This window comes from Vibrio sp. SALL6 (assembly GCF_002002385.1).
GTDB classification, from domain to species: Bacteria; Pseudomonadota; Gammaproteobacteria; order Enterobacterales; family Vibrionaceae; genus Vibrio; species Vibrio parahaemolyticus.
Map to the genome: position 1 here is coordinate 13699 of NZ_MQVK01000025.1, position 22520 is coordinate 36218.

Genomic DNA, 22520 nt, shown 5'->3' on the forward strand with positions numbered 1-22520 from the left:
CGCATTTTGGGGTTGTAGACAATCGAAGATGTTGAGAAGAAACGATAGCGGGGCGATTTTAGGCAAAACAAAGGCCGGATTTCCGGCCTTAGACTGCATTGTATGGTTTAGTTGGGACTACTTTGTTGGGTATTCAATCCAACTAGAACCATCAAGAGAAACATAATACTTCCCTTGTACTTCAATCACAGTAGAACCGGAGTTCTGCGCGACAATGCGTGTTTCTGGTAGGTTCTCCGTCAATATTGAAGGGCTAAACGTCTTACTTTGATAAATGTTTTTATCCAGAATATTCGACACGAGCTGTGACAACGCCAGATAGCTAGAGGGCGCATTGACGTGTTCTGTGCTGCCCTGACGTTGAATTCCTTCTCCGAAGATTTTAATTCCTACCGGGGTGTGAACGATCGTTGGCGCAGGAATTTCTCGCATACCTGAAATCTGCATTCGGTCTCCTCGCATACCACCACCATGTTCTGGTACCAAGGCCACAACAATGTTGCGCTTTGAGGACTCTAAGGTTTCAAAGAACGCGTAGAGATCATCAAGCAAATTCTTAAGGCGCATTTTGTAGCTAGCAATGGATGTGCTTGAATTCGTATTGATGATCCGGTTGCCATCGTGTAGTGAAATTGAGTTGTAGAGTGCCACGACTTTGTCGTCACTACTGTTAAGTCTTTGCTGCCACCAGTTATCCAATACTTGTTTATCGCGGAAGATCGAAGAGCCATCAAAAGATTTTTGGTAAGGAGCTAAACCTTCTTGAGACATAAGAGCCGCTTGTAAGTCACCGTCTTTCTTGATCAATTCAAGGAAGCTATCGAAGACACCATTGTGGTTCATCAGTAAATTTTCTTTGAAGCCTAGCTCTTTCAAACTTTCGAACAAGTAGCACTGTTTTGAAGGTGCTGGTTGGAACAGTTGACTGTGTTCCTGTTGACCGCAATTGGCTCGTAGCAGACGAATGACCGCAGGCCCGCTGTATGACGTAGCGGAACTAAAATTGTCGAACATGATGTCAAACTCTTTGAACAGAGGATGATCGGCCAGTCCTGCAATTTCGATGTCATCCCACGCGACCGAACAAATACTCAAGAACAACAAATCAAAAGGAGCATCCATTGCGCTGCTGGTATCGAATATCACACGTCGGGAGGCTTCTTTAGAAAAGAAATCTGCAGTTAATGTGTTGAGACTTGCATCGTTAATTTCCGTTATTTGAGGTTGTTTGCTAGCAGTAACCTCGGTTGGTGGCTGTTGTTGAGTTACTTCTGCAGCCACTGTTGTCGGAGGTTCAGTCGTCATTGGCATACTTATATAGATCATCGCAATAACCACAAAGACTGAAACTCTAACAAACTTGCTCAAAATAAAGTACGCACCACATAAAGCGAGCAATCCGAGTATTGCTTGGAATGATAAAAATCGTCCCAAAAGTTCGACCAGATAACTCAATTCAAACTGCATTAATTGTCCCGCTTGAGCCCAAAGACGGTCTAGCGGAGGGAGATAAGAATCGTAATGCAAGAGCCACGCTGCGGCGACAAATACAACGATATGACGCACCGTATTTAGGCTTTTCATCGAGATTGGCAGCAGGATGAAGATCAACAGCGCAAAGTTTTCCATTGGATGGAAATCGATGATTCCCTGAAAATAGAGCGCTATTTTTGCGATAAAGTAAATGTTCCACCAGCCCAATCCTATAGTGAAGGGGGTAGAGTCATGAGAATGCGATGTCATTACTTAAGCTTCTTGGTGTTAGTGGCTGATGTATCTAGCTCAAAATAGCGCGAGCGTTTTAAGTGCTTGTGGTAAAAGCGTGTGGTTGCGTTTACTAGGTCACGAAGAAAGTATCCTAGGAGTAGGCCAATACCTAAGCTGATACTCGCGGTCAGTAAAAAGTCGTTAATATTCATGAACGTTCCTTAAGCTCAATGGCCTTTTTGACAGCAAACAAAGGGGGAACATCAACCATGGAATTGGTGGTGGTATGGAATATTTCCCTCTCTGTCGTCAAGGTTGAAACGTCATCGGATATGACGGCTTCATCTTGAACGATGAATTTTAGCTCTGTTTCGATATCTAATTGAGTATCAAACGTGTGAGTTGAGTGAAACAAGTCTCTCACTGGAAACTCAAATATATTGTTTAGTGCAATATCAATATCGCTTTGTCGAATAGCACTGAACAAGACATATAGAGCTTTTTTGCAGGCTGTCACAACGTCGCCATCTCTTCGAATATGGCAAAGACGTAAACATTCCTCTGCCGTCATGCCTGGCAATAAGTTCAGCTTGATGAGCGCAAAGTTCACACTTGAGTGTGTTGAGTGGGAAATGACGTCAATACAGTATTGGTTAAAGTCCTGGTTTTGTAAGTAGCCTTTGCTACCAAACTTAAGGTCATGCTTTAAGAGCGCCTCTAAACTGTCAGGAATTGGGCGTGTAAGCACTTGGCCTTGAATTGCTTCAACCTGAGTCATAAAGCGCATATGGGGGATCTGCGCATGTGAAATGAAGTTCGCCCCCGCGCGAAGTAAGAACTTTTCATCTGCATATCTCAGACATTGTTGGGTCTCCCTGACAATAATCTTTAGCTGACGACCATATGCGGACCTTAAACGGTAGCAATCTAACGCGATCTGTTGAACTTCGCTTTGGTTATCACAGCTGAAAACAATAGTTGAAGAGCGAGGGTTGTTTAACATCGCTATGAGTTCTTGATTACTCTCGGCCATACGCATCCCTTTTGGGGCTTTCTCGTTTTCTCTGAAGGCTCTTCTACTGATATATATTCTATCACTATCCGATTTGTCTTCCGGTATGACACGAGATTGATGCGTTTCGTAAGGCGTTGCTTTTAGCTTCTTATCTTTAGTGCTAGAGAGAAGGTACTCGTCTTGGGAAATTACACCGTGTTTATTGGACCAAAAATCCACAAGATAGCAGTAGCGAGCGTCATCTAATGATGTCATGGTCGCCAAACCTGCAATGTATCTATTATGAGAAATCAGAATGGGCTTTAATAGTGAAGTCGTCAGATGCCCATATATACAAACACTAATAGTGAGTTTTTTATTATTTGCCAGTTCATTTAAGTTTTGTAGGAAAATACTTACAAAATAATCGTCACTTGATGATACCAGTGAATCTGGAACTACTAATATATATGTAGAGAGTTTCTTTATATTTGTTTGATGAATATCTTTTGCAAGCTTTATAGCGTTTGGCGCTTTATTTGTGAATTTGTGGCTAAGAAAAAAACACTGTTCAAGATGATTTTTAGATAAGTCATTGAATTTGCATAAGGCCTCATCATTCAATGCAGACAAAAAAGTTTCCTTGTCTGTAAAGCTTGTAAGTGAAGTGTTGTTATTTGCTGGTAGCGTACTGAACAAATAATCAATAACCATTTGCTTATGTGTAAATAAGTTTACATAAACAGAATTTATCTCTCGTTCAGAAGTAATTGCGGATAACCCGGAGATTGCTGACATCAAAAGGCCTTATAATCAATGGTTTACTGTTATTGTGCGTTGTGGCTTACAATCCGCTGTATGCTAATCGTTACAATGTTACTTTTCTTGGCGACAAGAAAATGACGCCGAGATATTAAACGAAATTGATCAAAAATTAAAATAGTTATAGCATTGCTTCATATGATGTTTATAAGTTTAAACTCAATAATTTGCAAGTCTATGATTTACTAGTAAATTATTCTTTGTGCTTATATATCGTAAATGGATAATTACAATTCATCTTCATAACCCCTGTTTCTGAAGTCAAACATCATTTAGGGATTTATTAATTATGTGAACTATAAATAATCCTGTTCACATTCATTAGCATTCTGTAAATATGAGACGCATAGGTCGATGCGTCAATTTTTCAACAATGGAATTTATACTGCAAAGAGTAACTGGCGGGATTGCCATTACCGCAGTTTAAACACCGTTATATTGTGAAAAAATGTTATGACTGAGTCTGCAAAAGATATTAATTCGATCTACTCTTCTTATAACTTATCTCAACATAAGTATATTGAAACAACAGAAAACGAGTCTTACGTGCAAGCTAAAAATAAGTGGTTGGTCTTTCAAGCCAACAGTGCTCGTAATGCTCTGCCTCAAGTGCGTAATAAGCAGAAAGGTTTAGAAACGGAAGCGATATGAAACGCCTTCTTTTTGTTAGTTTAAAAGGTGGTTGTGGCTCAACGACCGTCGCTGCGAACTTGGCACAAGCATTAGTTAAGATAAACAAACAGGTACTGGCCATTGAGGTGGTGCCTAACAGTTTACTGCAAACTCATCTTGGCTTGCCGCAGGAAGAGAAAGATGGCTGGGCGAAACAACTTCTTTCAGATAAACCTTGGACCCAGGCTGGTTATGAAAGCCCACAAGGTGCACTTTTTTTACCGTTTGGCCATCTGAATTCTGAGCAGTTAAAAGCGTTCTTTAACGAGCGTTCTCACTACCTATCAATGCTAGGTGAAATGACGTTGCAAGTGAGCGAAAACCGTGGTGAGCAGTGGCTGCTTTTTCACGCCGACTTAGCAGAGCTTACTGATCCTGAAGTGCGATCTTTTGTCGACTCAATGGATATGATTGTGGTGGTGGTAACGGCAGATGCCTTGAGTTATCTCACTCTTCAATCTTGGCTACAACATGAAGAGCTATCGAGATTGCTTCGCTCTGACAAATTACGTTTTTTGGTGAATAAGTATCAGCCAGAAACCGAAATTGGTCGTGATTTCATGTTGGTGCTGAAAAAGGAACTTAGCGAATCGTTGATTCCTGTTTCGATTCATCGAGATACGGCATTGTTTGAATGTGTGGCAAACCTGACGACCGTTCAACACTATTCGCCATCGAGTCAAGCCGCAAAAGATTTTCAGTCTTTTGCTTTTTGGTGTGTATCAGCGTTATCAAGCGCTCAGGACCAAAGCTAATTTATGCGAAGTCTTAATTTGATTTTCCAACGCTGGGTAGTGGACCAATTCAGACTACAGAAGAAAGCTTACGAGCAAGCCTGGAATTGCAAAACAAACTGGGTTGGTGAGTGTGCTTTGTCTTTTTGGTTTTCATTGAGTTTTGTATTTTTAAAGCCAGTTATTTCGGGTGTTCCCTCATGGCAACTGCCTTTGGCTTACTATCCAAACGTTAATTTTGCTGCGCCGAGATGGTTTGATCCTGTGCGTTTTGTTATCCAAAGCGTGTGGTTGCTTTGCTTCAAGCAAAACGTAAATACAGCATGGTCCAAAAAAACCAGCAGCTTAGCGATGACTTTAGCCGAGCAAATTCGCAATGCGTTCTACTTGCCATTTGAATTGGTTGCAAAAAGCGTCCGCTGGTTAGAACAGACAGCGAACAACATCAAAGATCCACGAGTTCGAGAGCGTATTAAAGCAAGTAAGTCAGCGATGGCGTTGAACTACACCTTGCTGTTTTTCGTGGTGTTAATCGCTTTGCTGTGTTTTACGGTGCCATTTGGTTATCAGGCTCAGACTGTCTTTGTGTTGTTACTCTGGGCATTAGCGATGATGGTTCGTCGCATGCCGGGTCGTTTTCCTACCATGCTTTTGATCATCTTGTCGGTCACGGCCTCATGTCGATACTTGTGGTGGCGTTATTCGTCTACCCTGAACTGGGACGATCCTGTTGCTTTGTTTCTAGGGGGCGTTTTACTTCTAGCTGAGACGTATTCTTGGATTGTGCTGATGCTTGGCTATTTCCAAAATATCTGGCCATTGAATCGCAAACCAGTATCGATGCCACCGGATCAGTCAACTTGGCCAACTATTGACTTGATGATCCCTACTTACAACGAAGATCTTGATGTCGTGAAAGCGACGGTTTATGCCTCGTTAGGTGTCGATTGGCCGAAAGACAAACTCAACATCCACATTCTGGATGACGGCAAGCGTGATAGCTTCCGAGATTTCGCCAAAAGTGTAGGGGTGAACTACATCCGCCGCCCAACGAATGAACATGCGAAAGCCGGTAACATTAACTATGCGTTGAAGCATACCAGCGGTGAGTTTGTTGCGATTTTTGACTGTGACCATATTCCTACACGAGCATTCTTTCAGCTCACAATGGGGATGTTCCTGAAAGATCCAAAGTTGGCGCTTATTCAGACGCCGCACCATTTCTTCTCTCCGGATCCTTTTGAGCGTAACTTATCGAACTTTCGTAACGTGCCAAACGAAGGCAACTTGTTTTACGGCCTGATTCAAGATGGTAACGACTTATGGGATGCAACTTTCTTCTGTGGCTCGTGCGCTATTTTACGTCGAGAGCCTTTAGAGGAAGTCGGTGGTATTGCAGTCGAAACCGTGACGGAAGATGCGCACACTTCTTTGCGCATGCACCGTTTAGGCTATCGTTCTGCATATCTGAAGCAGCCGATTTCTGCTGGTTTGGCGACAGAGACATTGTCTGCACACGTTGGGCAACGCATTCGTTGGGCTCGCGGGATGGCGCAGATATTTAGGGTAGATAATCCATTGACTGGAAAGGGTCTTAAGCTCTCTCAACGGCTTTGTTACGTCAATGCCATGCTGCACTTTCTATCTGGTATCCCAAGGATTGTATTCCTGATCGCACCATTGGCTTATTTGTTGCTGCATTCCTACGTGATTTATGCGCCAGCGCTGGCGATCATTTTGTACGTATTGCCCCATATGATCCACGCGAGCATGACCAACTCTCGTATGCAGGGTGACTACCGTTATTCGTTCTGGGGTGAGGTATACGAAACCGTGCTTGCTTGGTATATCGCAAGGCCAACAACGGTGGCTTTGTTTGCACCCCATAAAGGGACATTCAACGTAACGGCAAAAGGCGGTTTGGTTGAAAAATCTCACTACGATTGGGTGATCTCCCGACCATATTTGGTTTTGGTTGCACTCAACATTCTGGGCTTTGCTGTAGGGATTTACCGAATGGGGTGGGGACCTCAAGACGAAATCGGTACGGTTATCGTGAACCTCGTTTGGACGATGTACAACTTGTTGATTTTAGGTGCAGCTGTCGCCGTTGCGGTAGAAGCCAAACAAGTGCGAAAAGATCACCGAGTAGAGGTGGCGATTCCTGTCGCGGTAAGGCTTCACTCGGGGCACTTGATTCAAGCGCAGATGAAGGATTTCTCTTTGGGTGGCGTACGCATTGAAATAGACGGAGTCGATGAACCAACCTGTGCGTACCTACTTGGCCAAACCTTAGAAGTGATCCTCAATCGCGGTGGTCAAGAATTCGTGTTCCCGATGACGGTTGCCTATGCTCATAAGGGGATATTTGGTTTACAACTCAACGAATTGTCTCATCAACAACAAATCCAATACGTCCAATGTACATTTGCACGTGCAGATACGTGGGCGAAATGGCAACAAGGCTATCAATCAGATAAGCCTCTATCGAGTATGCAGGCTGTACTGCAAGTCGGCTTTAATGGATACAAACGCTTGCTGCAACATTGTCCTAAGTTTGTTCAGGCCAGTGTGGATGCACTTTTATTTTGTATCGAATTTATTTGGTCACTAAGACCTCGTTATGTCCCAATCAGGACCTCAAGTCATGCTAAATAATAAAAAACTAACGGCGTTGACGACGGCTATCACTCTCATGTGTATGTCGGGCAGTCTCGCGGCACAAGAAGTAAGTCAGCAACAACCAACGCCTTTGGCACAGCAAGATGCTGAAAATTCGACCGTATTTAAGCGTGTCATTCCATTTAGTCAATTGGGTTACAGTGGTTCAATTGCTATTCAAGGTAGTGAGGCCAGTGCTTATATTGGTTTCGGTTCGCGACTCGATGAGGTGGTGTCTAAAGCCACGTTGTACTTTGACATCACACCTTCACCAGCGTTGCTCTCTTTGGTTTCTCACGTCAAAGTGTATTTGAACAATGAGCTTATGGGAGTGGCGTCAATCGTCGATGGTCAGCAAGGTAAAAAGTTGAGCTTATCGATGCCGCTGGATACTCGTTACTTCAGTAACTACAACCAAATTCGCTTTGAGTTGATTGGGAATACTCAGAAAGACTGTGCCAACCCAAATGACTCGAGCATTTGGGCCGAGATCAGCCAAAGCAGTCGAATTGAAATGTTTGCCCAAAAGACAATGCTGGAAAGTGACTTGAGCTTGTTGCCAGCGCCGTTTTTTGATGTCCGTGATTTTAGCCAGTTAAATCTGCCCGTCGTTATGGGTGGCAAATATGATCTGGATGATGTCAAAGCAGCTGGTGTCTTGAGCTCTTACTTTGGTGCTCTTGCGGGTTGGCGTGGAGCTCAATTCCCTTTTAGTGTCGACACGTTACCTAAGCGCAACGCCATTGTCTTTGTTACCAATGACAACAAACCTGAGTTTCTGAGAGATTTTCCAGACACGGATGGCCCTCGTCTTCAAGTTATCACTCACCCAACTGACCCGTACGTGAAGCTTCTTCTAGTGATAGGCCGTGACAGTAAGGATCTTAACGTTGCGGTGCAAGGTTTGGCGTTGGGAAACCAACTTCTTACTGGGCCAATCGCGAAGATTAATGAAGTCAAACAAATCAAACCACGAGTCCCGTACGATGCGCCAAACTGGGTGAGTACGGCTCGTCCCGTTGCATTATCTGAATTAGTCGAACAAAAAAGCATGTTGCAAGTGGAAGGTCGAACGCCTCCTCCAATCAACGTGAGTTTGCGCTTACCACCCGATCTCTTTACTTGGCAGAGCCGTGGTATACCGATGGATCTTAACTATCGGTATTCGCCACCTGCTGCGGATCATTCTGGTTCTCGCCTGACTTTGAGCATCAATGACCAGTTCATTGAGGCGTTTAACTTAACCACAAAAGGCCAAGGTGGTGAGTCTAACCGTGTGCGTGTTCCTCTATTAGATGACAGTATTCTGAGTGGTGATGCGCTTGTTCGTATTCCGGCCTTTAAAGTTGGCAGTAAAAACCAAATCGAGTTTGAGTTTGGCTTTGCGTCGGTGACCGATGGGCAATGTCAGGTGACGCAACCAAGTAAGCAATACGCGGTCATTGATGGTGACTCTACGGTTGATTTTAGTGGTTTCCCTCACTACATCGAAATGCCAAATATGCGCGCTTTTGCTACTTCTGGTTTCCCTTACACTCGCATGGCCGATTTGTCAGAAACTGCGATTGTTGTTCCAGAGAGAGCTCCAAAAGAAGTGTTGCAGACCTTCTTAAACGTCATGGGGTCGTTAGGACGTGATTCTGGGTACCCAGGTATTCAGGTGCTTTTGACAGACAAATGGAATGCTGAGCAACTAAAAAATAAAGACATCCTGACGATCGGTGTTGTGGATGCACTAGAAGAAGCCGCTAATAATCCTGACCAAGTTAACTTAGTGGTTAAAGAGGGTCAGAGACAAATTCGCCTACCAAGCAAAAATGAAAAGCAGCTCGGAATGAACTGGATGAGTCCAAGTGATGCTCGTCAAGTGGCCGCGGATTATGTTTCTGTTGAGGCTGAGGGCTCTTTTGCTGCTATTTATGGTGCAGAATCGCCATTTACGAAAAAACGCAGCGTCATTTCTATTATGGCGGCTCACCCGTCAGATTTTGCGTCGGTTGATCGCGCTTTGGCTGACTCCGGTAAAGTGGAGCACATGTTTGGCTCGGTGGTGACGTTGAGAAATAACGAAGTAGCAAGCTACAACGTGGGTTCGCACTACTATGTCGGTAAGCTTCCTGTGTGGCAGCTCGTTTGGTATCACTTCTCTAATCACCCAGTCATCGTTGCGTGCTTTGCCGCCTTGCTAGTGGTGATCGTAACCATTGTGCTTTGGCGCGTATTACGTCAAGTCGCGTCTAGACGTTTAGAAAAAACTGAGGAAGAGGAATAATGAAAAAAGTCATCTCGTTCCTTATGTTGTTGGTGTCTCCTTACTTGTGGGCTAACACCTGCGAGTGGCCACAATGGGAAACATTTAAGTCGGTATACATGGAGCAAGGCCGAGTCGTTGATGGCAGTGATGAGCGTATGATTACAACCTCGGAAGGCCAATCTTACGCATTGTTTTTTGCGTTGGTTGCCAATGACCCTAAAACCTTCGATCAGGTTTTAAAATGGACTCAATCACATTTGGCAGGTGGGGATTTGACGGCAAGGCTGCCTGCTTGGTTGTGGGGAAGAAAAGAAAACGGTCAGTTCGGAGTGTTGGATTCTAATCCAGCATCAGATTCTGATTTGTGGATAGCGTACTCCCTAGTTGAGGCGGGAAGATTATGGAATAACTACTACTATCAGACCCTTGGACATCTGGTCGCGAGTCGTATTCTACGTGAAGAAACCGTCAACGTTGCAGGAGTTGGAACGGTATTGTTGCCAGCTCCAACTGGCTTTGATGCCGACAGCCAGTACCGTGTGAATCCGAGTTATGTTCCGTTACAACTGATTGCTCGTATGCAGTCTCTGTACCCGCAATACAACTGGGATTCAATGTATAAGGCAAGTGTTCACATGCTAGAGAAAACGATGCCAGCTGGCTTTAGCCCAGACTGGGCAACATTGAGAAATGGTCGTTATAGCTCAGATGGGGTCACTGGGCCGATAGGCAGTTACAACGCGATCCGCACTTATCTTTGGGTGGGCATGTTAAATGATCAAGTTTCAGAAAAAGCAGTATTAGTGCAAAAAATGCAGCCGTTTGTGGCGGCAACCAAAACCCTTGGTGCGCCCGCGAGAGAAGTAAATACTGAAACGGGTAAATATACCCAATCAGGAAGTGCAGGTTTTTCTGCTGCGGCTCTTCCGTTGCTCGCGGCTTCTGGTGAATCTGCGCTGTTGGAGGCGCAGTTCAGTCGTGCTCAAAATGAACTTGTGATGGACAAAAACGATCATTATTACGACAACGTATTAAGTCTATTTGGGCTTGGTTGGCATGCAGAACGTTACCGTTTTGGTGTGCAAGGTGAATTGCTTCCTGTATGGAGCGAGAGATGTCAGTAACAGGACGCGCGTTATGGTGGATTCCACTGGTTGCTTTGGCGACTGGTGGCGTCGGCACTGTGCATGCAGAAAGCTTTAGTTCAAAACCTCTGACAAAGTCGCAGCTCGCACTGGTCTACAAGCCTATCGAGCTGGTTCAATTTTCCACATCATTAGCACGAGTTGACTCGGTTGAGTGGTTGGTTGAGCAGCTAAAACTAGCAGATGCGATTGGCCGAGATGATATTGTCGAGAGTACTCTGGAGAGGTTGTTCGCGATTGAAGAAAGCAATCCAACGGGGCTTTTCTATCAAGCAAATATGTATCTGAAACGTAAGCAGCCAGAATTAGCAAAACCCGTATTTGATCGCTTAATCAGGCAGGCGCCTCATTCGCCTCAAGCGAAAAACTTGTCATCGATTATGGCCATACAGGGAGAGAAAAGAGCGGATTATCAGCGCGCTCAGTTGCTTGCAAAATCTGGTCGTTATGATGAAGCGATTCAAGCTTACAAAGCTCTTTTTCCAAATGGAATGCCATCACCAGCATTACAACTTGAATTCCTACAGTTGCAAAGTAATTTGCCTGGCAGTTGGAGCTCGGTAAAACAGGGACTGGAACGTTTAAATGCAAATTATCCTAGTGTTCCGTCTTTTCAACTCGCGTTAGCCAACCACATTCGCAAAGAGAATCCTGCCGATCCATGGATTCTCGATACCTATAAAAAGTTAGCGCTTGCTCCTTCGGTTGGAACAAATGCAGCAACGTCGTGGTTGCGTGCATTGGATCAATTGCCTATTTCAGATCAAGTTGTTCAGCAATATGCCATTTTAGCTAGCTACTACCCGTCTGACATGGAGATTCAAAGAGCGAATCAAAGCGCGAAAGAGCGCTGGAAAAAGGAAAAGGAACTACGAAAAGACCCCACCTATCTCGCTAAGCTCAAAGGGTTAACGTTGCTCGAGGAAGATAAAACCGACCAAGCAGAAGCTCAGCTGCGTTATGCGTTGACGACTCGTCCGCGAGATCCTGAATTACTTGGTGCTATGGGTAAGGTTTATCTACGTAGAGGGCAGCAACAAAAAGCGCTCGAATACTTTAAACAGGCTCAGCACTTAGATCATAATCCTGACTCGGCCTCAAAATGGGCAGCGCTAATCGAGACTTCTCAATATTGGGCGTATCTTGACCAAGGTGATGCCTTGGTCGAAAAAGGCCAGTTTAAGCAAGCAGAAAGCGCTTATCAAAAAGCGATTCAAGTAGATAAATCCCAACCTTATGCTTATTCATCATTAGGCTCTTTGTATCTGGTACAAGAAAATTATGCCGCGGCAGAGAAGGTTTTCAAACAAGCTTTGCAACTGGATAGCAGCAATAGCTCTGCATTGCGTGGTCGCTTAGATATTCGTATTCAGCAGCAAGATTGGTCTGGCGCGGAAGCACTCGCGCGCAGTTACTCTGCCCCACAGCAGAAAGTGGTCGCTGAAAAAATAGCGAGCATCAAGTCGGAAGTTATTTTGACTCGTCTGCGGATCGCAATCGCTCAAAATGATCAGGCAACGATGAAAGCGTCCGTAGAGGGATTGATAGCGCTACAACCAACCTCCCCATGGTTAAGGCTTGATATTGCTGATGTTATTCATTCAATGGGCGACAAAGTACGCGCGGATACGCTGATGTCCGATTGGGCTACATCTAGTAATGACCCTGAAATGAAATTTGCTTACGCGCTTTATCTCGCGCAGGACTTCAAAGTGAATGAGGCCATCGCTGAGCTAGAGAGCATCGCACAACATGACATGACAGACGCAATGCAGCGCAATTTAACTCGCTTGAAGCTTGATGCTCAGTTGAGAGAGATTCAAACGCGTTACTTAGCTTCTCCTGAATCAGTAACGGCGACATTACGTGCGCTAGAGTCGGATTATCAAGGTCAAATTCAACCGCTCGCTCGTCTAGTGAGTGCGTGGTTAGACATTGATGAAGTTAAGGAAGCTGAGAGGATTTTCCAAAACATTTCGCTTTCAGAAGATTGGTCAACCGATGACAAACTGGCTTACGGCAGCATGATGGTAAGCTTGAATCACTTTGAAGATTTTGATCGTTGGTACGCGGACTTAGCATTAAATTCCGCAACACAAGATTTAAGTGCTTCGGAAGCATTACAGCTTGATGAACTCAAAACCCGTCGACTGTTGAGTCAAGCGGATCTGATGCTGGTTAATCAACAGCCTAAGCTTGCGTTGGATTTGTATGAACAAGTTTCTTTAAAGCCTGAGCCATTTAAAACTCAAGCAGAAATTGGCATGTTGCAAGCCAGTGCTTTGACTGGAGATGAAGCGACGTATCACGATATACACCTCATTTTGAATAAAAAGCGCGATAGCTTAACTGCGGCACAGTTGATGACAGTGGCCGCGGTGTTTAATCAACAAGGCTATCGAAATGACGCTAATGCGCTAAATCAGTTGTTGGATGCGATGCCTGATGCCGACGCATTAGCGTTTCGCAATAGCATGTCTATAGCAATGGAAAATCAACAGTGGGCGTTAGCTGAAACACGCGCCTATCAAGCCTTAAATCATGACCGAATGGATAAAAATCGTGAACCTGAAGAGGCAAAAAAAGAACCCCCAAGCTTACGCGAGCTATATGATACTGCTGACGACTACTGGTTGACTCGTAACGTCAAATCGGACATCGATAAACTGCATGATCGGAGTGATGGTCATGTCATAATTGGCTGGGATTACAGTGCACGAGATGGTCGTAATACTTCGAATCAAGTGCCCATAGAAGCACGAATCCCGATTGAGAGCTGGGATGGGCATCTGTTGCTAAAAGCCGATTATGTTTCTATCGATTCAGGTCAGTTGGACTACTATGAAAAAACCACCGATTCTGACAGCACTTCGTTCCAAAATGACGCATCAGGTATGGCATTTGGAGTGGGCTGGCAAGCTGAAGATTGGTTGGTCGATGTCGGCACGACACCAATTGGTTTCGACCATACTACATGGGTTGGTGGTGTGCGCATCAATGGGGATCTAGGTGAGTTAGGTTGGACTGCAGAAGCTTCGCGTCGCCCAGAGACCAGCAGCACGCTTTCTTATGCTGGAATGTCTGTCCCTAGCAGCACGACTGACCCTCAAGGGACTAAATGGGGTGGGGTTATCCGTACTGGTGTGAAGTTGAACTCAAGCTGGGACACTGGTGGGCCTTACGGTCTTTGGAGTAGCTTGCAGTATCATAGTTTGACTGGTGAAAAGGTTGAAGACAACACTCGTTTAGGCGTGTTAGGTGGGGCGTACTATAAGTTAATTGCAACGGATGACCAGCGTTTAAGTATTGGTACGAACTTAATGTACCTTGATTACGACAAAAATTTGGGTGAGTACACGCTAGGTCACGGTGGCTACTACAGCCCGCAAAGTTACTTCTCGGTGTCTTTACCTATCAACTTTTATGGTCGATACAACAGCTCTTGGTCATATCAGTTGAGTGCGTCCGTCTCCAACTCTTGGACCAAGGAAGACGCACCATACTTATCGACAGTAGCGACGTCAGACAAAGGTGGTGGTTTTGGTACATCATTGGAAGCAGCGGTGGAAAAGCGAGTCAGTAAACGTTGGTACCTTGGCGCATTAGTCGATGTGCAGCGTTCTGAGTTTTATACTCCAAACCATTTTATGCTTTATGCCAAATACACCTTTAATGATCGTTGGCAACCAATAGAATATCCACCAGCAGCCCCAATGCTGTATAGCGACTTTTAACAAAAATAAAGGCCGGATTTCCGGCCTTTATTGTCTTATTTTTAGAAGAACTCTGGGTTTAGTACAAGATGGAGTACAGCTGGCGACGATATTTACTTGCAATAGCGTTGCCTTGTCCTAAGGCGCTTAAGATATCCATAAAGGTCTTCTTCACTTCGCCATCTTGCGCGCCTAGGTTTACTTTTAAAATGTTCCAAAGTAGCTCTAGCGCTTCTTCATCACGACCCACTTGGTTGTATTGTACTGCTAGCTCACATGCCAATTCGAAATTGTCTGGGTTAGCAGCCAACTCTTGTTCCAAGCGCTTTAATTCTGGACTTTCAGCCGCTTGCTGATGCAGTTCCAGTTTCGCGATTAAGCTTTTGTAAGAGTTGTCTTGATACTCCAGTGGGATGGTTGCTAACAACTCTTGTGCTAATTCGAATTGTTTGGTTTCTAGCAAACAATCGGCTTTCGCTAATTTTACATCACCGCGTGATTGCAGTTCATCTGACAGCGTTTGAATGACGTTCAGAGCTTGTGCATGTTCGCCTTGTTGAAGCAGTTCGCTTACTTGCTTCAATAGTTGCTCGTCAGGGCTTGGCAAATGTTTTTGTAGCATTGCGCCAATCGCTTCGATTGGTTGAGGCCCGCCTAAGCCATCGACCGCTTGTCCATTAACAAACAACGCGATTGTTGGCAGTACTTGCACACCAAATTGGGAAGCAAGCGCTGGTTGATCTTCACAGTTCAGCAGAGCCAATGTAAAAGCACCATTGTACTGTTGAGTGAGAGCTTGCAACTCAGGTAGCACTTGTGCGCTTTCTGGTTGAGCGTTGGCCCAAAAATGAATCAGAACGGGCGTGTTCATTGATCCTTCAAGCACTTCTCTAAAATTCTGTTCTGTTAACTCAACGATAAATGGGGATTGCATCTGAGTGTCCTTGCTTTTAATTCAGGTCGATGTCTGTAGATATGGAGCTAATTGAATGGAAAATCAAGCGGGTCGGGCATATTAGGAAAAACGCTGCCGAAGCAGCGTTATCCTATTTGCAAGCGAAAGTGCAATTAATTTGGTGGTTCTCGCACGTTAGATAGCAGAGCATGGCATCGTGCAAGGTGTGGTATCAAAATAGGATGAACATCGTCAACACTACACCCACACTAAGCCAGTTCAGCTGATTTAATGTCATTGTTGCCTCGCATTCGTACAAAACATACTGGGTGGCGATACCAAATCTTTTTAAGTTCAAAATCTTAAGAGGAAGTCTTAATTGATAAACTTAATAAGAAATTGATTCGAGCGCGTGAGGTTTTTTAAACCTACGTGCTCATAATGACATCACATTGTTACGATGAAATTACATTACGACAAAATATTTCTATGCAGCTTGTCGCAAAATTTTATCGAGGACACGAGTGGGTAATAATCGTTTCAAAATCGCAAACAACTTGGTTGGTGTCGTAATGCGATAGCGAATTTTAGGTTTATTGCTGGTTAGCGCGTGAAGAACGGGTTCGATACAAGCTTCTGCGGGCAGCACGAATCGATTATTCGATTTATCGTTATCTAAACGCTTTTTCTGTCCTTCATACGCGATACGGTGAGGGCTTGAATCTACGTCAATCCATTGCTCAAAAGCGTGCAGAGCGTTGTGTCTAAATTGCGTTTCAATGGGGCCGGGCTCTATCAACGCCACTTTGATGTCGGTATCAGCAAGTTCGAGCCGTAATGTGTCTGTCCACCCTTCTAGGGCAAACTTTGAGGCGTTGTACGCCCCACGATACTTCATTGCGGCAAAACCCAAGACGGAACTGTTTTGAATAATGCGTCCTTCACCCTGAGCACGCATAGTGGGTAGTACCTCTTGAACCAATTGGTGCCAACCAAAAAAGTTGGTTTGAAATTGTGCTTTCAATGCTTCGGTAGGCAGATCTTCTAATGCACCGGGCTGACCATATGCGCCGTTATTGAACAGGGCATAAAGCTGGCCTTGAGCCAATTCGATCGCTTGTTTTGCGCCACTAGTGATGCTTATTGGGTCGTCGAGGTCGAGGTGGATACAGGTTAACCCTTCTGATTGGAGTCGTTGAACGTCATCAAGCTTTCTACAAGAGGCGATGACGTTAAAGCCTTGTTTATGGAGTGCATGAGCACAAACGTACCCGATGCCCGTTGAGCAACCCGTAATGAGGATGGATTTATTCATGTGTTAGCTTAATGCGAGAGACAGATAAGCTTTATCATTCAACAGCTTCTATCTTGAAGCAAGTGCTTCAGTGCTGGTTCTATTCTTGAGTAACTAAATTTAAAGCCAAGCTCGGTGAGTTTCTTAGGTTTGGCTCGCATACTGTCAAACAGCAAACATGCCGATTCTCCCATCGCCAATGCCATGACCCATTTAGGTGTGAATAGAATATGAGGACGTTTGAGTGTTTTCGCTAACGTGCGGCTAAATATCCGGTTAGTCACAGGGTGAGGGGCGCACATGTTGAAGGCACCATGCGCGTGAGGGGTTTCAAGCAGGTACATAATGGCACGAACCATATCGAGGATATGAATCCAAGGCATGTATTGATTGCCATTGCCAAGCGGTCCGCCTAACCCCAATTTGTAAGGCAAGAGCATTTTCGCGAGTGCTCCGCCATTAAGCCCGAGTACGACGCCTGTCCGGAGAAAGCAAACGCGGGTTTGTTCGGACTCAGCTCGTTTGGCGATTTGTTCCCACTTAGCGCAAACCATATGCGGGAAATCGTCGTTATTCACATGAAGACACTCATCGAACGGATGATCCTGCTGGTCGCCGTAATAACCGACAGCAGATCCACTAAGAAACACAGAAGGCGGTTCGGTACTGGCGTGAATCAGCTCAACAATTTGCTCGGTAATTTTCCAGCGACTGTTGCAAATTTTCTCTTTTTGCTGCTCCGTCCAACGCTTGTCTGCGATTGGTTCTCCTGCGAGGTTGATGACAGCATCTATGTTGTTGAGATCGGCGAGTTCATCAAGAGAAGCAAGGTACTCGATATTACCTAAATCAGCGTACTGCAAGTGCTGTTTGGCTTGGTCTGGCGATCGGGTCAGTAACACTATCTGATGAGTGGTGAGCAGTTTGAGTAACTCAGACCCTATAAACCCAGTTCCACCTGTAAGTAATATCTTCATAGCATCTCTTTGAATGTCAATATATTAGAACATTATAGTCGTTTTGCGCCTCGCTTGATCAGTTCAGCGCTGCTTATCATGCGTTCTTCCATCTTTCAGATAAATTTTCGTGGTGGCTCATCCAGTTCACATATTAGGAAAATGTAACCAAATGTTAGTGGTGACATAAGGTTGTTCACGTTTGTGAGTAGAAATTTATGCCACACTGAGAGTAGATGATAAGGATATCACCGGACAGGTCTCGCCTTCAGAGCCAATAACTTGTTCGTCAAAGGGAGGATTTGCATGGAAGCACTCACTGCTTTGTTCCGCGCTCTGTTTAACAGTGCCCGCGATCTTCTTCCTATTGTGATTGTTATTACCTTCTTCCAATTGGTGGTTCTGCAAGAGCCTTTACCTAACTTGGTCTCGATTCTTTTTGGTTTGTTGTTGGTCATTTTAGGCCTGACGTTTTTTATTTTCGGGCTAGAACTCGGCTTGTTCCCCATTGGCGAAAATATGGCACAAGCCTTTGCTCGAAAGGGCAGTGTGTTTTGGTTATTGATTTTTGCGTTTTGCTTGGGGTTTGGAACCACTATCGCAGAGCCAGCATTGACTGCTGTTGCAGAAGAGGCCTCAGAGGTGGCGGCTGAAGGCGGGATGATCCCTAATTCCGAACAATCCATGACGGAGTATGGCGTTGGCCTGCGGATCACGGTGGCTTTTTCTGTTGGGGTTGCGATTGTGATTGGGGTGCTGCGCATCTTAAAAGGGTGGCCAATTCATTACATGATCATCGGTGGTTATGTTGGCGTTGTGACTCTCACTTGGTTTGCGCCAGAGTCGATCATCGGCGTTGCTTACGACTCGGGTGGCGTGACCACGTCAACGATTACCGTCCCTTTGGTGACGGCATTAGGTGTGGGGTTAGCTTCGGCCATTAAAGGGCGTAACCCTATGGTGGATGGTTTTGGGTTGATTGCGTTTGCCTCTTTACTGCCAATGATGTTTGTCATGATTTATGGGATGGCCGTTACATGATTTCATTCGAACATTTCTTAGATACGTTGCTGTCCACCATTCGTGATGTGATCCCGATTGCGGCGATTATTTTTGGCTTTCAATTGGCTGTGCTGCGCCGCCCAGTGAATAACCTCAAAAAAGTGTTGCTCGGTTTTGCGTATGTCATTGTTGGATTATCGTTGTTTTTACTCGGTTTGGAGATGGCATTGTTTCCGTTGGGCGAAACAATGGCGGTGCAGTTGACCGCTCCTGAATTCGTCCGAGAGTTTAAAGTCTCTATTGGGCAGGCGTTAGAGTGGGTCGACTATTATTGGGTGTACACCTTTGCTTTTTTTATCGGCTTTAGTACGACCATTGCTGAGCCATCTTTGATTGCAGTGGCCATCAAAGCCAATCAAGTGTCTGGTGGCAGTATTAGTGTAAATGGCTTACGAGTTGCGGTTGCTTTAGGCGTAGCGATAGGTATCGCGCTTGGCAGTTATCGTATTGTGGTGGGCGACCCGATTCATTACTACATCATTGCGGGGTATATCGTCGTGGTGATTCAAACCTTTTATGCGCCTAAGTTGATCATTCCACTTGCCTACGATTCAGGTGGTGTCACTACCTCTACCGTGACAGTGCCTTTAGTGACGGCGCTTGGGTTAGGATTAGCGTCAACTGTGCCAGGCAGGAATCCGATGATTGATGGCTTTGGGCTTATCGCCTTCGCCAGTTTGTTTCCAATGATATCCGTAATGGGGTATGCGCAAATTACTCAGTGGCTTAATAAAGACACCTCGGAGGACGAAGAAAATGCGCTTTAAATTGATACTCGCGTTTGTTGAAGACAGCAAAACAGACAAGGTGCTCGATGCGGCTCGTGATGCAGGAGCAACGGGGGCGACCGTGATCAATAATGCTCGTGGTCAAGGTTTAAATCAGAAGCGGACGTTTTTTGGATTAACCCTAGAAGTGCAAAAGGATGTTCTGCTTTTTGTGGTGGAAGAGCACCTTTCTCGGCACATACTTGAGACCATTAATGAAGTGGGAGAGTTTGACCGAGAGTCGGGGCAGGGGATTGCGATTCAAATTGATATCGAGGATGCCGTAGGTGTTGCGCATCAAGTCGAAACGTTGACCAAGGTGGTTGAGGATGAACTATGAGTAATCAAACGATAGTACGAGTAAGGGATGTCATGGCTGCTACTTACGTTATGGTAGATGGACTGATGACCGTATACGAAGGCATTACTCTAGCAAAGAAGTATCAAGTGAAAGCGCTGGTGGTCAAAAAGCGCGATGACAACGACGAATACGGCATTGTGCTAATGAATGATATTGCGAAGAAAGTGTTGGCAAATAACCGTGCCCCTCAGCGCACCAATATCTACGAAATCATGACTAAGCCTGCTTTGTGTGTCGATCCTAATATGAACGTTAAATACTGTGCTCGTCTGTTTGAGCGATTTGGGATCAGCCGCGCGCCCGTGATTGAAGATGGCGAAGTGATCGGCATGGTGAGTTACAACAATATCGTGATTAATGGCATGGTCAGAGAGGATGGCTAAACTGTGTAAGTAACATGCGTAATATTTTTCTCAAGTCAGCGACATGCGTCAATCTCTAAGATATTGATTATTAGTGATGTTGCATATATTTTCACAGGCGCTATTCTTTGTGCCCTAAGCATATAGTTGAGGAATTTAAATCATGCCTTTAGTCTCTTGCCCTGTGTGTGAGAAACAAATATCGAAACGTGCTCACACATGTCCAGGGTGTGGGGAACCGGACCCGTTACACCATTTAGCGAAGTCGAAGTTCATTTCGATGGTTTTTTGGACATTAGTTTTAGTCGGTGCCGGATATTTTGCTTGGTTCCATTTGCTACCAATGCTGATTGAGACTGTGCGTCATCAGTAATCGGGAAGTCGGTTGAGCATTCGTCAGAATGCCGTAGAATAGCCTCATACATTTTGAGGAGACAACGTCGTGAAACTATTTTTTGCCTCAGACCTGCATGGCTCTTTGCCAGCAACCGAAGAAACCATCAAGTTATTCCTAGCATCAGGTGCAAAGCATTTGGTGCTGTTGGGTGACACGTTGAACCACGGACCACGCAACCCGATTCCGGAAGGGTATAACCCGCCCCAAGTGGCGGAGCTTCTCAACCAATACAGTCAGCAAATCATTTCCGTACGCGGTAATTGTGACAGCGAAGTAGATCAAATGCTGCTGAACTTCCCAATGATGATGGATTACGCGTGGGTATTGCTAGAGTCTGGTAAGCGAATCTTTCTGACGCATGGCCATTTGTACAACAGTGATAAAAGACCGCCTTTGCGAGAGGGTGACATCATCGCTCATGGTCATACGCATGTTCCCGTAGCCGAAATGAAAGAGGGTGTGATGATCTTTAACCCTGGTTCAATGACTTTCCCGCGTAATGGTTTACCAAGAAGCTTTGGATTACTGGATGGGAATACGTTCAGTGTTCAAACGCCAGAAGGTGAAGTGCTGGCGCAGACGACGATTTAACGACCAACTAAGGTTAGTCGCTACGAAAATGATTTAAATAAGGGAACCGAGTGTTCCCTTATTTTGTATCGGAATGACCGAGATCGCGCTCTGGGTCGATGATGTCTCTTACGCGCTGTTTTAGTACTTTTGCCTCAGGAAAACCGCCGTCCTTCTTACGTTCCCAAATTTGCTGGCCATTGCAGAAAATCTCGAATCGACCACCTGTGTCTGGATGCAAACTGATGGTTTCGATTTCTTCGCTAAAAGTATGCAGCAACTCTTGTGATAGCCAAGTCGAACGCAACATCCAGTTGCATTGTCGGCAGTAATAAATATCAATGATTGCTTTATCCATGAAAATTTCCTTTTAACTGGGTTAAACCAGCAATTTGATGCCCACGGCAAACGTGAGAATTTCGAACGCAATTTTAATCACTCGGTTGCTATAGCGAGTTGCGGCCCACGCGCCTAAACTGCCTCCAAGAAAAGAGCTCAACAACAATACTGGTAACCAAGCCCAGTGAATCGGTGCTCCTGCTTGTACAACCGCGACGCCGCCAATACCATTCCAAAACAGTCCGACACAAATCATGGTGTAGGCGACCGCTTGTTTGTAATCGAACCCAAACCAACGCACAAGAAAGAGAGTGACAAGCAACCCAGAGCCAGCGGTTAAAGACCCGTTGACGATGCCTATCAACATGATGCCAATACCACCAAGAATCCAACCCAATTGATTGCGATGCTTAATGATTTCGGTTTGCCCCAGCTGCTTTTTCAAGCGGGAATAAATACCGAGTGCCAGAATCATACTGCCTAGCATCTTTTCCGCAATACCATCAGGGATATGAACGATGAGGTTTGCGCCAATCACAACGCCTATACTGCCAACAAAAATCAGATAAAGGGCGATGGGCAATTTAATGGTGCCGGCTTTGAGGTGAGTGCTTGCAGCTCCTAAGCCTAAAGCAACAGAAGCCACTTTATGAGTGCCTAGTGCAACGGAGAACGGTAAGCCAAGAAAAATAAGTAGAGGAAACTGTAGCAAACCGGCGCCGCCACCAGAAAGAGATGCCAACGTATTTGCAACGAGCGAGCCGAAAAAGAGAGTGAAAGTGTCTAACCAATCCATGAGAAAAAATTAAGGGGGC

Annotated in this window: 20 protein-coding genes; 12 read left to right on the forward strand and 8 right to left on the reverse strand. The window is 45.1% G+C overall.

The genetic code is table 11. From position 1 onward, the window contains the following. Positions 1 to 117: 117 nt before the first annotated feature. Genes bcsG through bcsE form a run of 3 tightly spaced genes read right to left on the reverse strand, consistent with a single transcriptional unit; the run spans position 118 to position 3499 of the window. Entirely contained in the window at positions 118 to 1743 is a 1626-nt protein-coding gene (bcsG, locus tag BIW15_RS16875; protein WP_025579384.1) for a cellulose biosynthesis protein BcsG, read from the reverse strand. Beyond that, positions 1743 to 1919 carry a hypothetical protein gene (locus BIW15_RS25155; protein WP_020840228.1) on the reverse strand — a complete coding sequence of 59 codons (177 nt, stop codon included), beginning with the start codon at positions 1917 to 1919 and terminating at the stop codon, positions 1743 to 1745. The genes bcsG and BIW15_RS25155 overlap by 1 nt, the downstream gene beginning before the upstream one ends. Then, complete coding sequence (gene bcsE, locus BIW15_RS16880) at positions 1916 to 3499, reverse strand: cellulose biosynthesis protein BcsE (RefSeq protein ID WP_025499877.1); 1584 nt, start codon at positions 3497 to 3499, stop codon at positions 1916 to 1918. Before bcsE ends, BIW15_RS25155 begins: the two co-directional genes overlap by 4 nt. Positions 3500 to 3976: 477 nt before the next feature. On the opposite strand from bcsE, the gene BIW15_RS16885 reads away from it, so the two are divergent. From BIW15_RS16885 to BIW15_RS16910, 6 genes are read left to right on the forward strand one after another with little or no spacing between them, the layout of a single operon-like run. Then, a complete protein-coding gene (locus BIW15_RS16885; protein WP_025499879.1) occupies positions 3977 to 4174 on the forward strand; it encodes a hypothetical protein in 198 nt (65 codons plus the stop codon). Continuing rightward, positions 4171 to 4950 (forward strand): cellulose biosynthesis protein BcsQ, encoded by a 780-nt coding sequence (gene bcsQ, locus BIW15_RS16890; RefSeq protein ID WP_025578527.1) that lies wholly within the window; start codon positions 4171 to 4173, stop codon positions 4948 to 4950. Before BIW15_RS16885 ends, bcsQ begins: the two co-directional genes overlap by 4 nt. 3 nt (positions 4951 to 4953) lie before the next feature. Next, positions 4954 to 7587, forward strand: a complete 2634-nt coding sequence (gene bcsA, locus BIW15_RS16895) for a UDP-forming cellulose synthase catalytic subunit (protein WP_025578525.1) — start codon at positions 4954 to 4956, stop codon at positions 7585 to 7587. After that, positions 7577 to 9862 (forward strand): cellulose biosynthesis cyclic di-GMP-binding regulatory protein BcsB, encoded by a 2286-nt coding sequence (gene bcsB, locus BIW15_RS16900; RefSeq protein WP_077281321.1) that lies wholly within the window; start codon positions 7577 to 7579, stop codon positions 9860 to 9862. The genes bcsA and bcsB overlap by 11 nt, the downstream gene beginning before the upstream one ends. Further along, positions 9862 to 10968 (forward strand): cellulose synthase complex periplasmic endoglucanase BcsZ, encoded by a 1107-nt coding sequence (gene bcsZ / locus BIW15_RS16905; protein WP_077281322.1) that lies wholly within the window; start codon positions 9862 to 9864, stop codon positions 10966 to 10968. Before bcsB ends, bcsZ begins: the two co-directional genes overlap by 1 nt. Further along, the gene (locus BIW15_RS16910) at positions 10959 to 14723 is read left to right on the forward strand and encodes a cellulose synthase subunit BcsC-related outer membrane protein (RefSeq protein ID WP_077281323.1); all 3765 of its coding nucleotides are present in this window, start codon (positions 10959 to 10961) and stop codon (positions 14721 to 14723) included. The genes bcsZ and BIW15_RS16910 overlap by 10 nt, the downstream gene beginning before the upstream one ends. 58 nt (positions 14724 to 14781) lie before the next feature. On the opposite strand, the gene BIW15_RS16915 is transcribed toward BIW15_RS16910, so the two are convergent. The 3 genes from BIW15_RS16915 to BIW15_RS16925 all read right to left on the reverse strand — a co-directional run bounded on the left by BIW15_RS16915 (position 14782) and on the right by BIW15_RS16925 (position 17868). After that, entirely contained in the window at positions 14782 to 15636 is an 855-nt protein-coding gene (locus BIW15_RS16915; RefSeq protein WP_005454528.1) for a co-chaperone YbbN, read from the reverse strand. A gap of 448 nt (positions 15637 to 16084) precedes the next feature. Beyond that, entirely contained in the window at positions 16085 to 16912 is an 828-nt protein-coding gene (locus tag BIW15_RS16920) for an SDR family oxidoreductase (protein WP_025525610.1), read from the reverse strand. 38 nt (positions 16913 to 16950) lie between these two features. Beyond that, positions 16951 to 17868 carry a TIGR01777 family oxidoreductase gene (locus BIW15_RS16925; RefSeq protein WP_025521849.1) on the reverse strand — a complete coding sequence of 306 codons (918 nt, stop codon included), beginning with the start codon at positions 17866 to 17868 and terminating at the stop codon, positions 16951 to 16953. A 285-nt stretch (positions 17869 to 18153) separates the two neighbouring features. Here BIW15_RS16925 and BIW15_RS16930 point away from each other — a divergent pair, with 285 nt between their 5' ends. The 6 genes from BIW15_RS16930 to yfcE all read left to right on the forward strand — a co-directional run bounded on the left by BIW15_RS16930 (position 18154) and on the right by yfcE (position 21387). Then, entirely contained in the window at positions 18154 to 18888 is a 735-nt protein-coding gene (locus BIW15_RS16930) for a DUF1538 domain-containing protein (protein ID WP_017448755.1), read from the forward strand. Next, the gene (locus tag BIW15_RS16935; protein ID WP_005454529.1) at positions 18885 to 19676 is read left to right on the forward strand and encodes a DUF1538 domain-containing protein; all 792 of its coding nucleotides are present in this window, start codon (positions 18885 to 18887) and stop codon (positions 19674 to 19676) included. Before BIW15_RS16930 ends, BIW15_RS16935 begins: the two co-directional genes overlap by 4 nt. Further along, positions 19666 to 20016, forward strand: a complete 351-nt coding sequence (locus BIW15_RS16940; protein WP_005382084.1) for a P-II family nitrogen regulator — start codon at positions 19666 to 19668, stop codon at positions 20014 to 20016. Before BIW15_RS16935 ends, BIW15_RS16940 begins: the two co-directional genes overlap by 11 nt. Beyond that, positions 20013 to 20420, forward strand: a complete 408-nt coding sequence (locus BIW15_RS16945) for a CBS domain-containing protein (RefSeq protein WP_025442175.1) — start codon at positions 20013 to 20015, stop codon at positions 20418 to 20420. Before BIW15_RS16940 ends, BIW15_RS16945 begins: the two co-directional genes overlap by 4 nt. 142 nt (positions 20421 to 20562) lie before the next feature. Next, positions 20563 to 20772 carry a hypothetical protein gene (locus BIW15_RS25350; RefSeq protein ID WP_011105727.1) on the forward strand — a complete coding sequence of 70 codons (210 nt, stop codon included), beginning with the start codon at positions 20563 to 20565 and terminating at the stop codon, positions 20770 to 20772. Between the two features lie 69 nt (positions 20773 to 20841). After that, complete coding sequence (yfcE, locus tag BIW15_RS16955) at positions 20842 to 21387, forward strand: phosphodiesterase (RefSeq protein ID WP_077281324.1); 546 nt, start codon at positions 20842 to 20844, stop codon at positions 21385 to 21387. 58 nt (positions 21388 to 21445) lie between these two features. Here the strand turns inward: yfcE and BIW15_RS16960 are convergent, their stop codons facing one another. Together BIW15_RS16960 and BIW15_RS16965 are read right to left on the reverse strand one after the other, a co-directional pair. Then, entirely contained in the window at positions 21446 to 21724 is a 279-nt protein-coding gene (locus tag BIW15_RS16960; RefSeq protein WP_021823418.1) for a SelT/SelW/SelH family protein, read from the reverse strand. 21 nt (positions 21725 to 21745) lie between these two features. Beyond that, entirely contained in the window at positions 21746 to 22501 is a 756-nt protein-coding gene (locus BIW15_RS16965) for a sulfite exporter TauE/SafE family protein (RefSeq protein ID WP_025504342.1), read from the reverse strand. Between the last annotated feature and the right edge of the window lie 19 nt (positions 22502 to 22520).

Bases quoted from the DNA above. Each gene is read 5' to 3' on its own strand.
- BIW15_RS16965 (WP_025504342.1), bottom strand. From the start codon at position 22,501: ATGGATTGGTTAGACACTTTCACTCTCTTTTTCGGCTCGCTCGTTGCA.
- BIW15_RS16910 (WP_077281323.1), top strand. From the start codon at position 10,959: ATGTCAGTAACAGGACGCGCGTTATGGTGGATTCCACTGGTTGCTTTG.
- BIW15_RS16920 (WP_025525610.1), bottom strand. From the start codon at position 16,912: ATGAATAAATCCATCCTCATTACGGGTTGCTCAACGGGCATCGGGTAC.
- bcsE (WP_025499877.1), bottom strand. From the start codon at position 3,499: ATGTCAGCAATCTCCGGGTTATCCGCAATTACTTCTGAACGAGAGATA.
- BIW15_RS16925 (WP_025521849.1), bottom strand. From the start codon at position 17,868: ATGAAGATATTACTTACAGGTGGAACTGGGTTTATAGGGTCTGAGTTA.
- BIW15_RS16885 (WP_025499879.1), top strand. From the start codon at position 3,977: ATGACTGAGTCTGCAAAAGATATTAATTCGATCTACTCTTCTTATAAC.
- bcsB (WP_077281321.1), top strand. From the start codon at position 7,577: ATGCTAAATAATAAAAAACTAACGGCGTTGACGACGGCTATCACTCTC.
- bcsZ (WP_077281322.1), top strand. From the start codon at position 9,862: ATGAAAAAAGTCATCTCGTTCCTTATGTTGTTGGTGTCTCCTTACTTG.
- bcsQ (WP_025578527.1), top strand. From the start codon at position 4,171: ATGAAACGCCTTCTTTTTGTTAGTTTAAAAGGTGGTTGTGGCTCAACG.
- BIW15_RS16935 (WP_005454529.1), top strand. From the start codon at position 18,885: ATGATTTCATTCGAACATTTCTTAGATACGTTGCTGTCCACCATTCGT.
- BIW15_RS16940 (WP_005382084.1), top strand. From the start codon at position 19,666: ATGCGCTTTAAATTGATACTCGCGTTTGTTGAAGACAGCAAAACAGAC.
- BIW15_RS25155 (WP_020840228.1), bottom strand. From the start codon at position 1,919: ATGAATATTAACGACTTTTTACTGACCGCGAGTATCAGCTTAGGTATT.
- BIW15_RS16915 (WP_005454528.1), bottom strand. From the start codon at position 15,636: ATGCAATCCCCATTTATCGTTGAGTTAACAGAACAGAATTTTAGAGAA.
- BIW15_RS16945 (WP_025442175.1), top strand. From the start codon at position 20,013: ATGAGTAATCAAACGATAGTACGAGTAAGGGATGTCATGGCTGCTACT.
- bcsA (WP_025578525.1), top strand. From the start codon at position 4,954: ATGCGAAGTCTTAATTTGATTTTCCAACGCTGGGTAGTGGACCAATTC.
- BIW15_RS25350 (WP_011105727.1), top strand. From the start codon at position 20,563: ATGCCTTTAGTCTCTTGCCCTGTGTGTGAGAAACAAATATCGAAACGT.
- bcsG (WP_025579384.1), bottom strand. From the start codon at position 1,743: ATGACATCGCATTCTCATGACTCTACCCCCTTCACTATAGGATTGGGC.
- BIW15_RS16930 (WP_017448755.1), top strand. From the start codon at position 18,154: ATGGAAGCACTCACTGCTTTGTTCCGCGCTCTGTTTAACAGTGCCCGC.
- BIW15_RS16960 (WP_021823418.1), bottom strand. From the start codon at position 21,724: ATGGATAAAGCAATCATTGATATTTATTACTGCCGACAATGCAACTGG.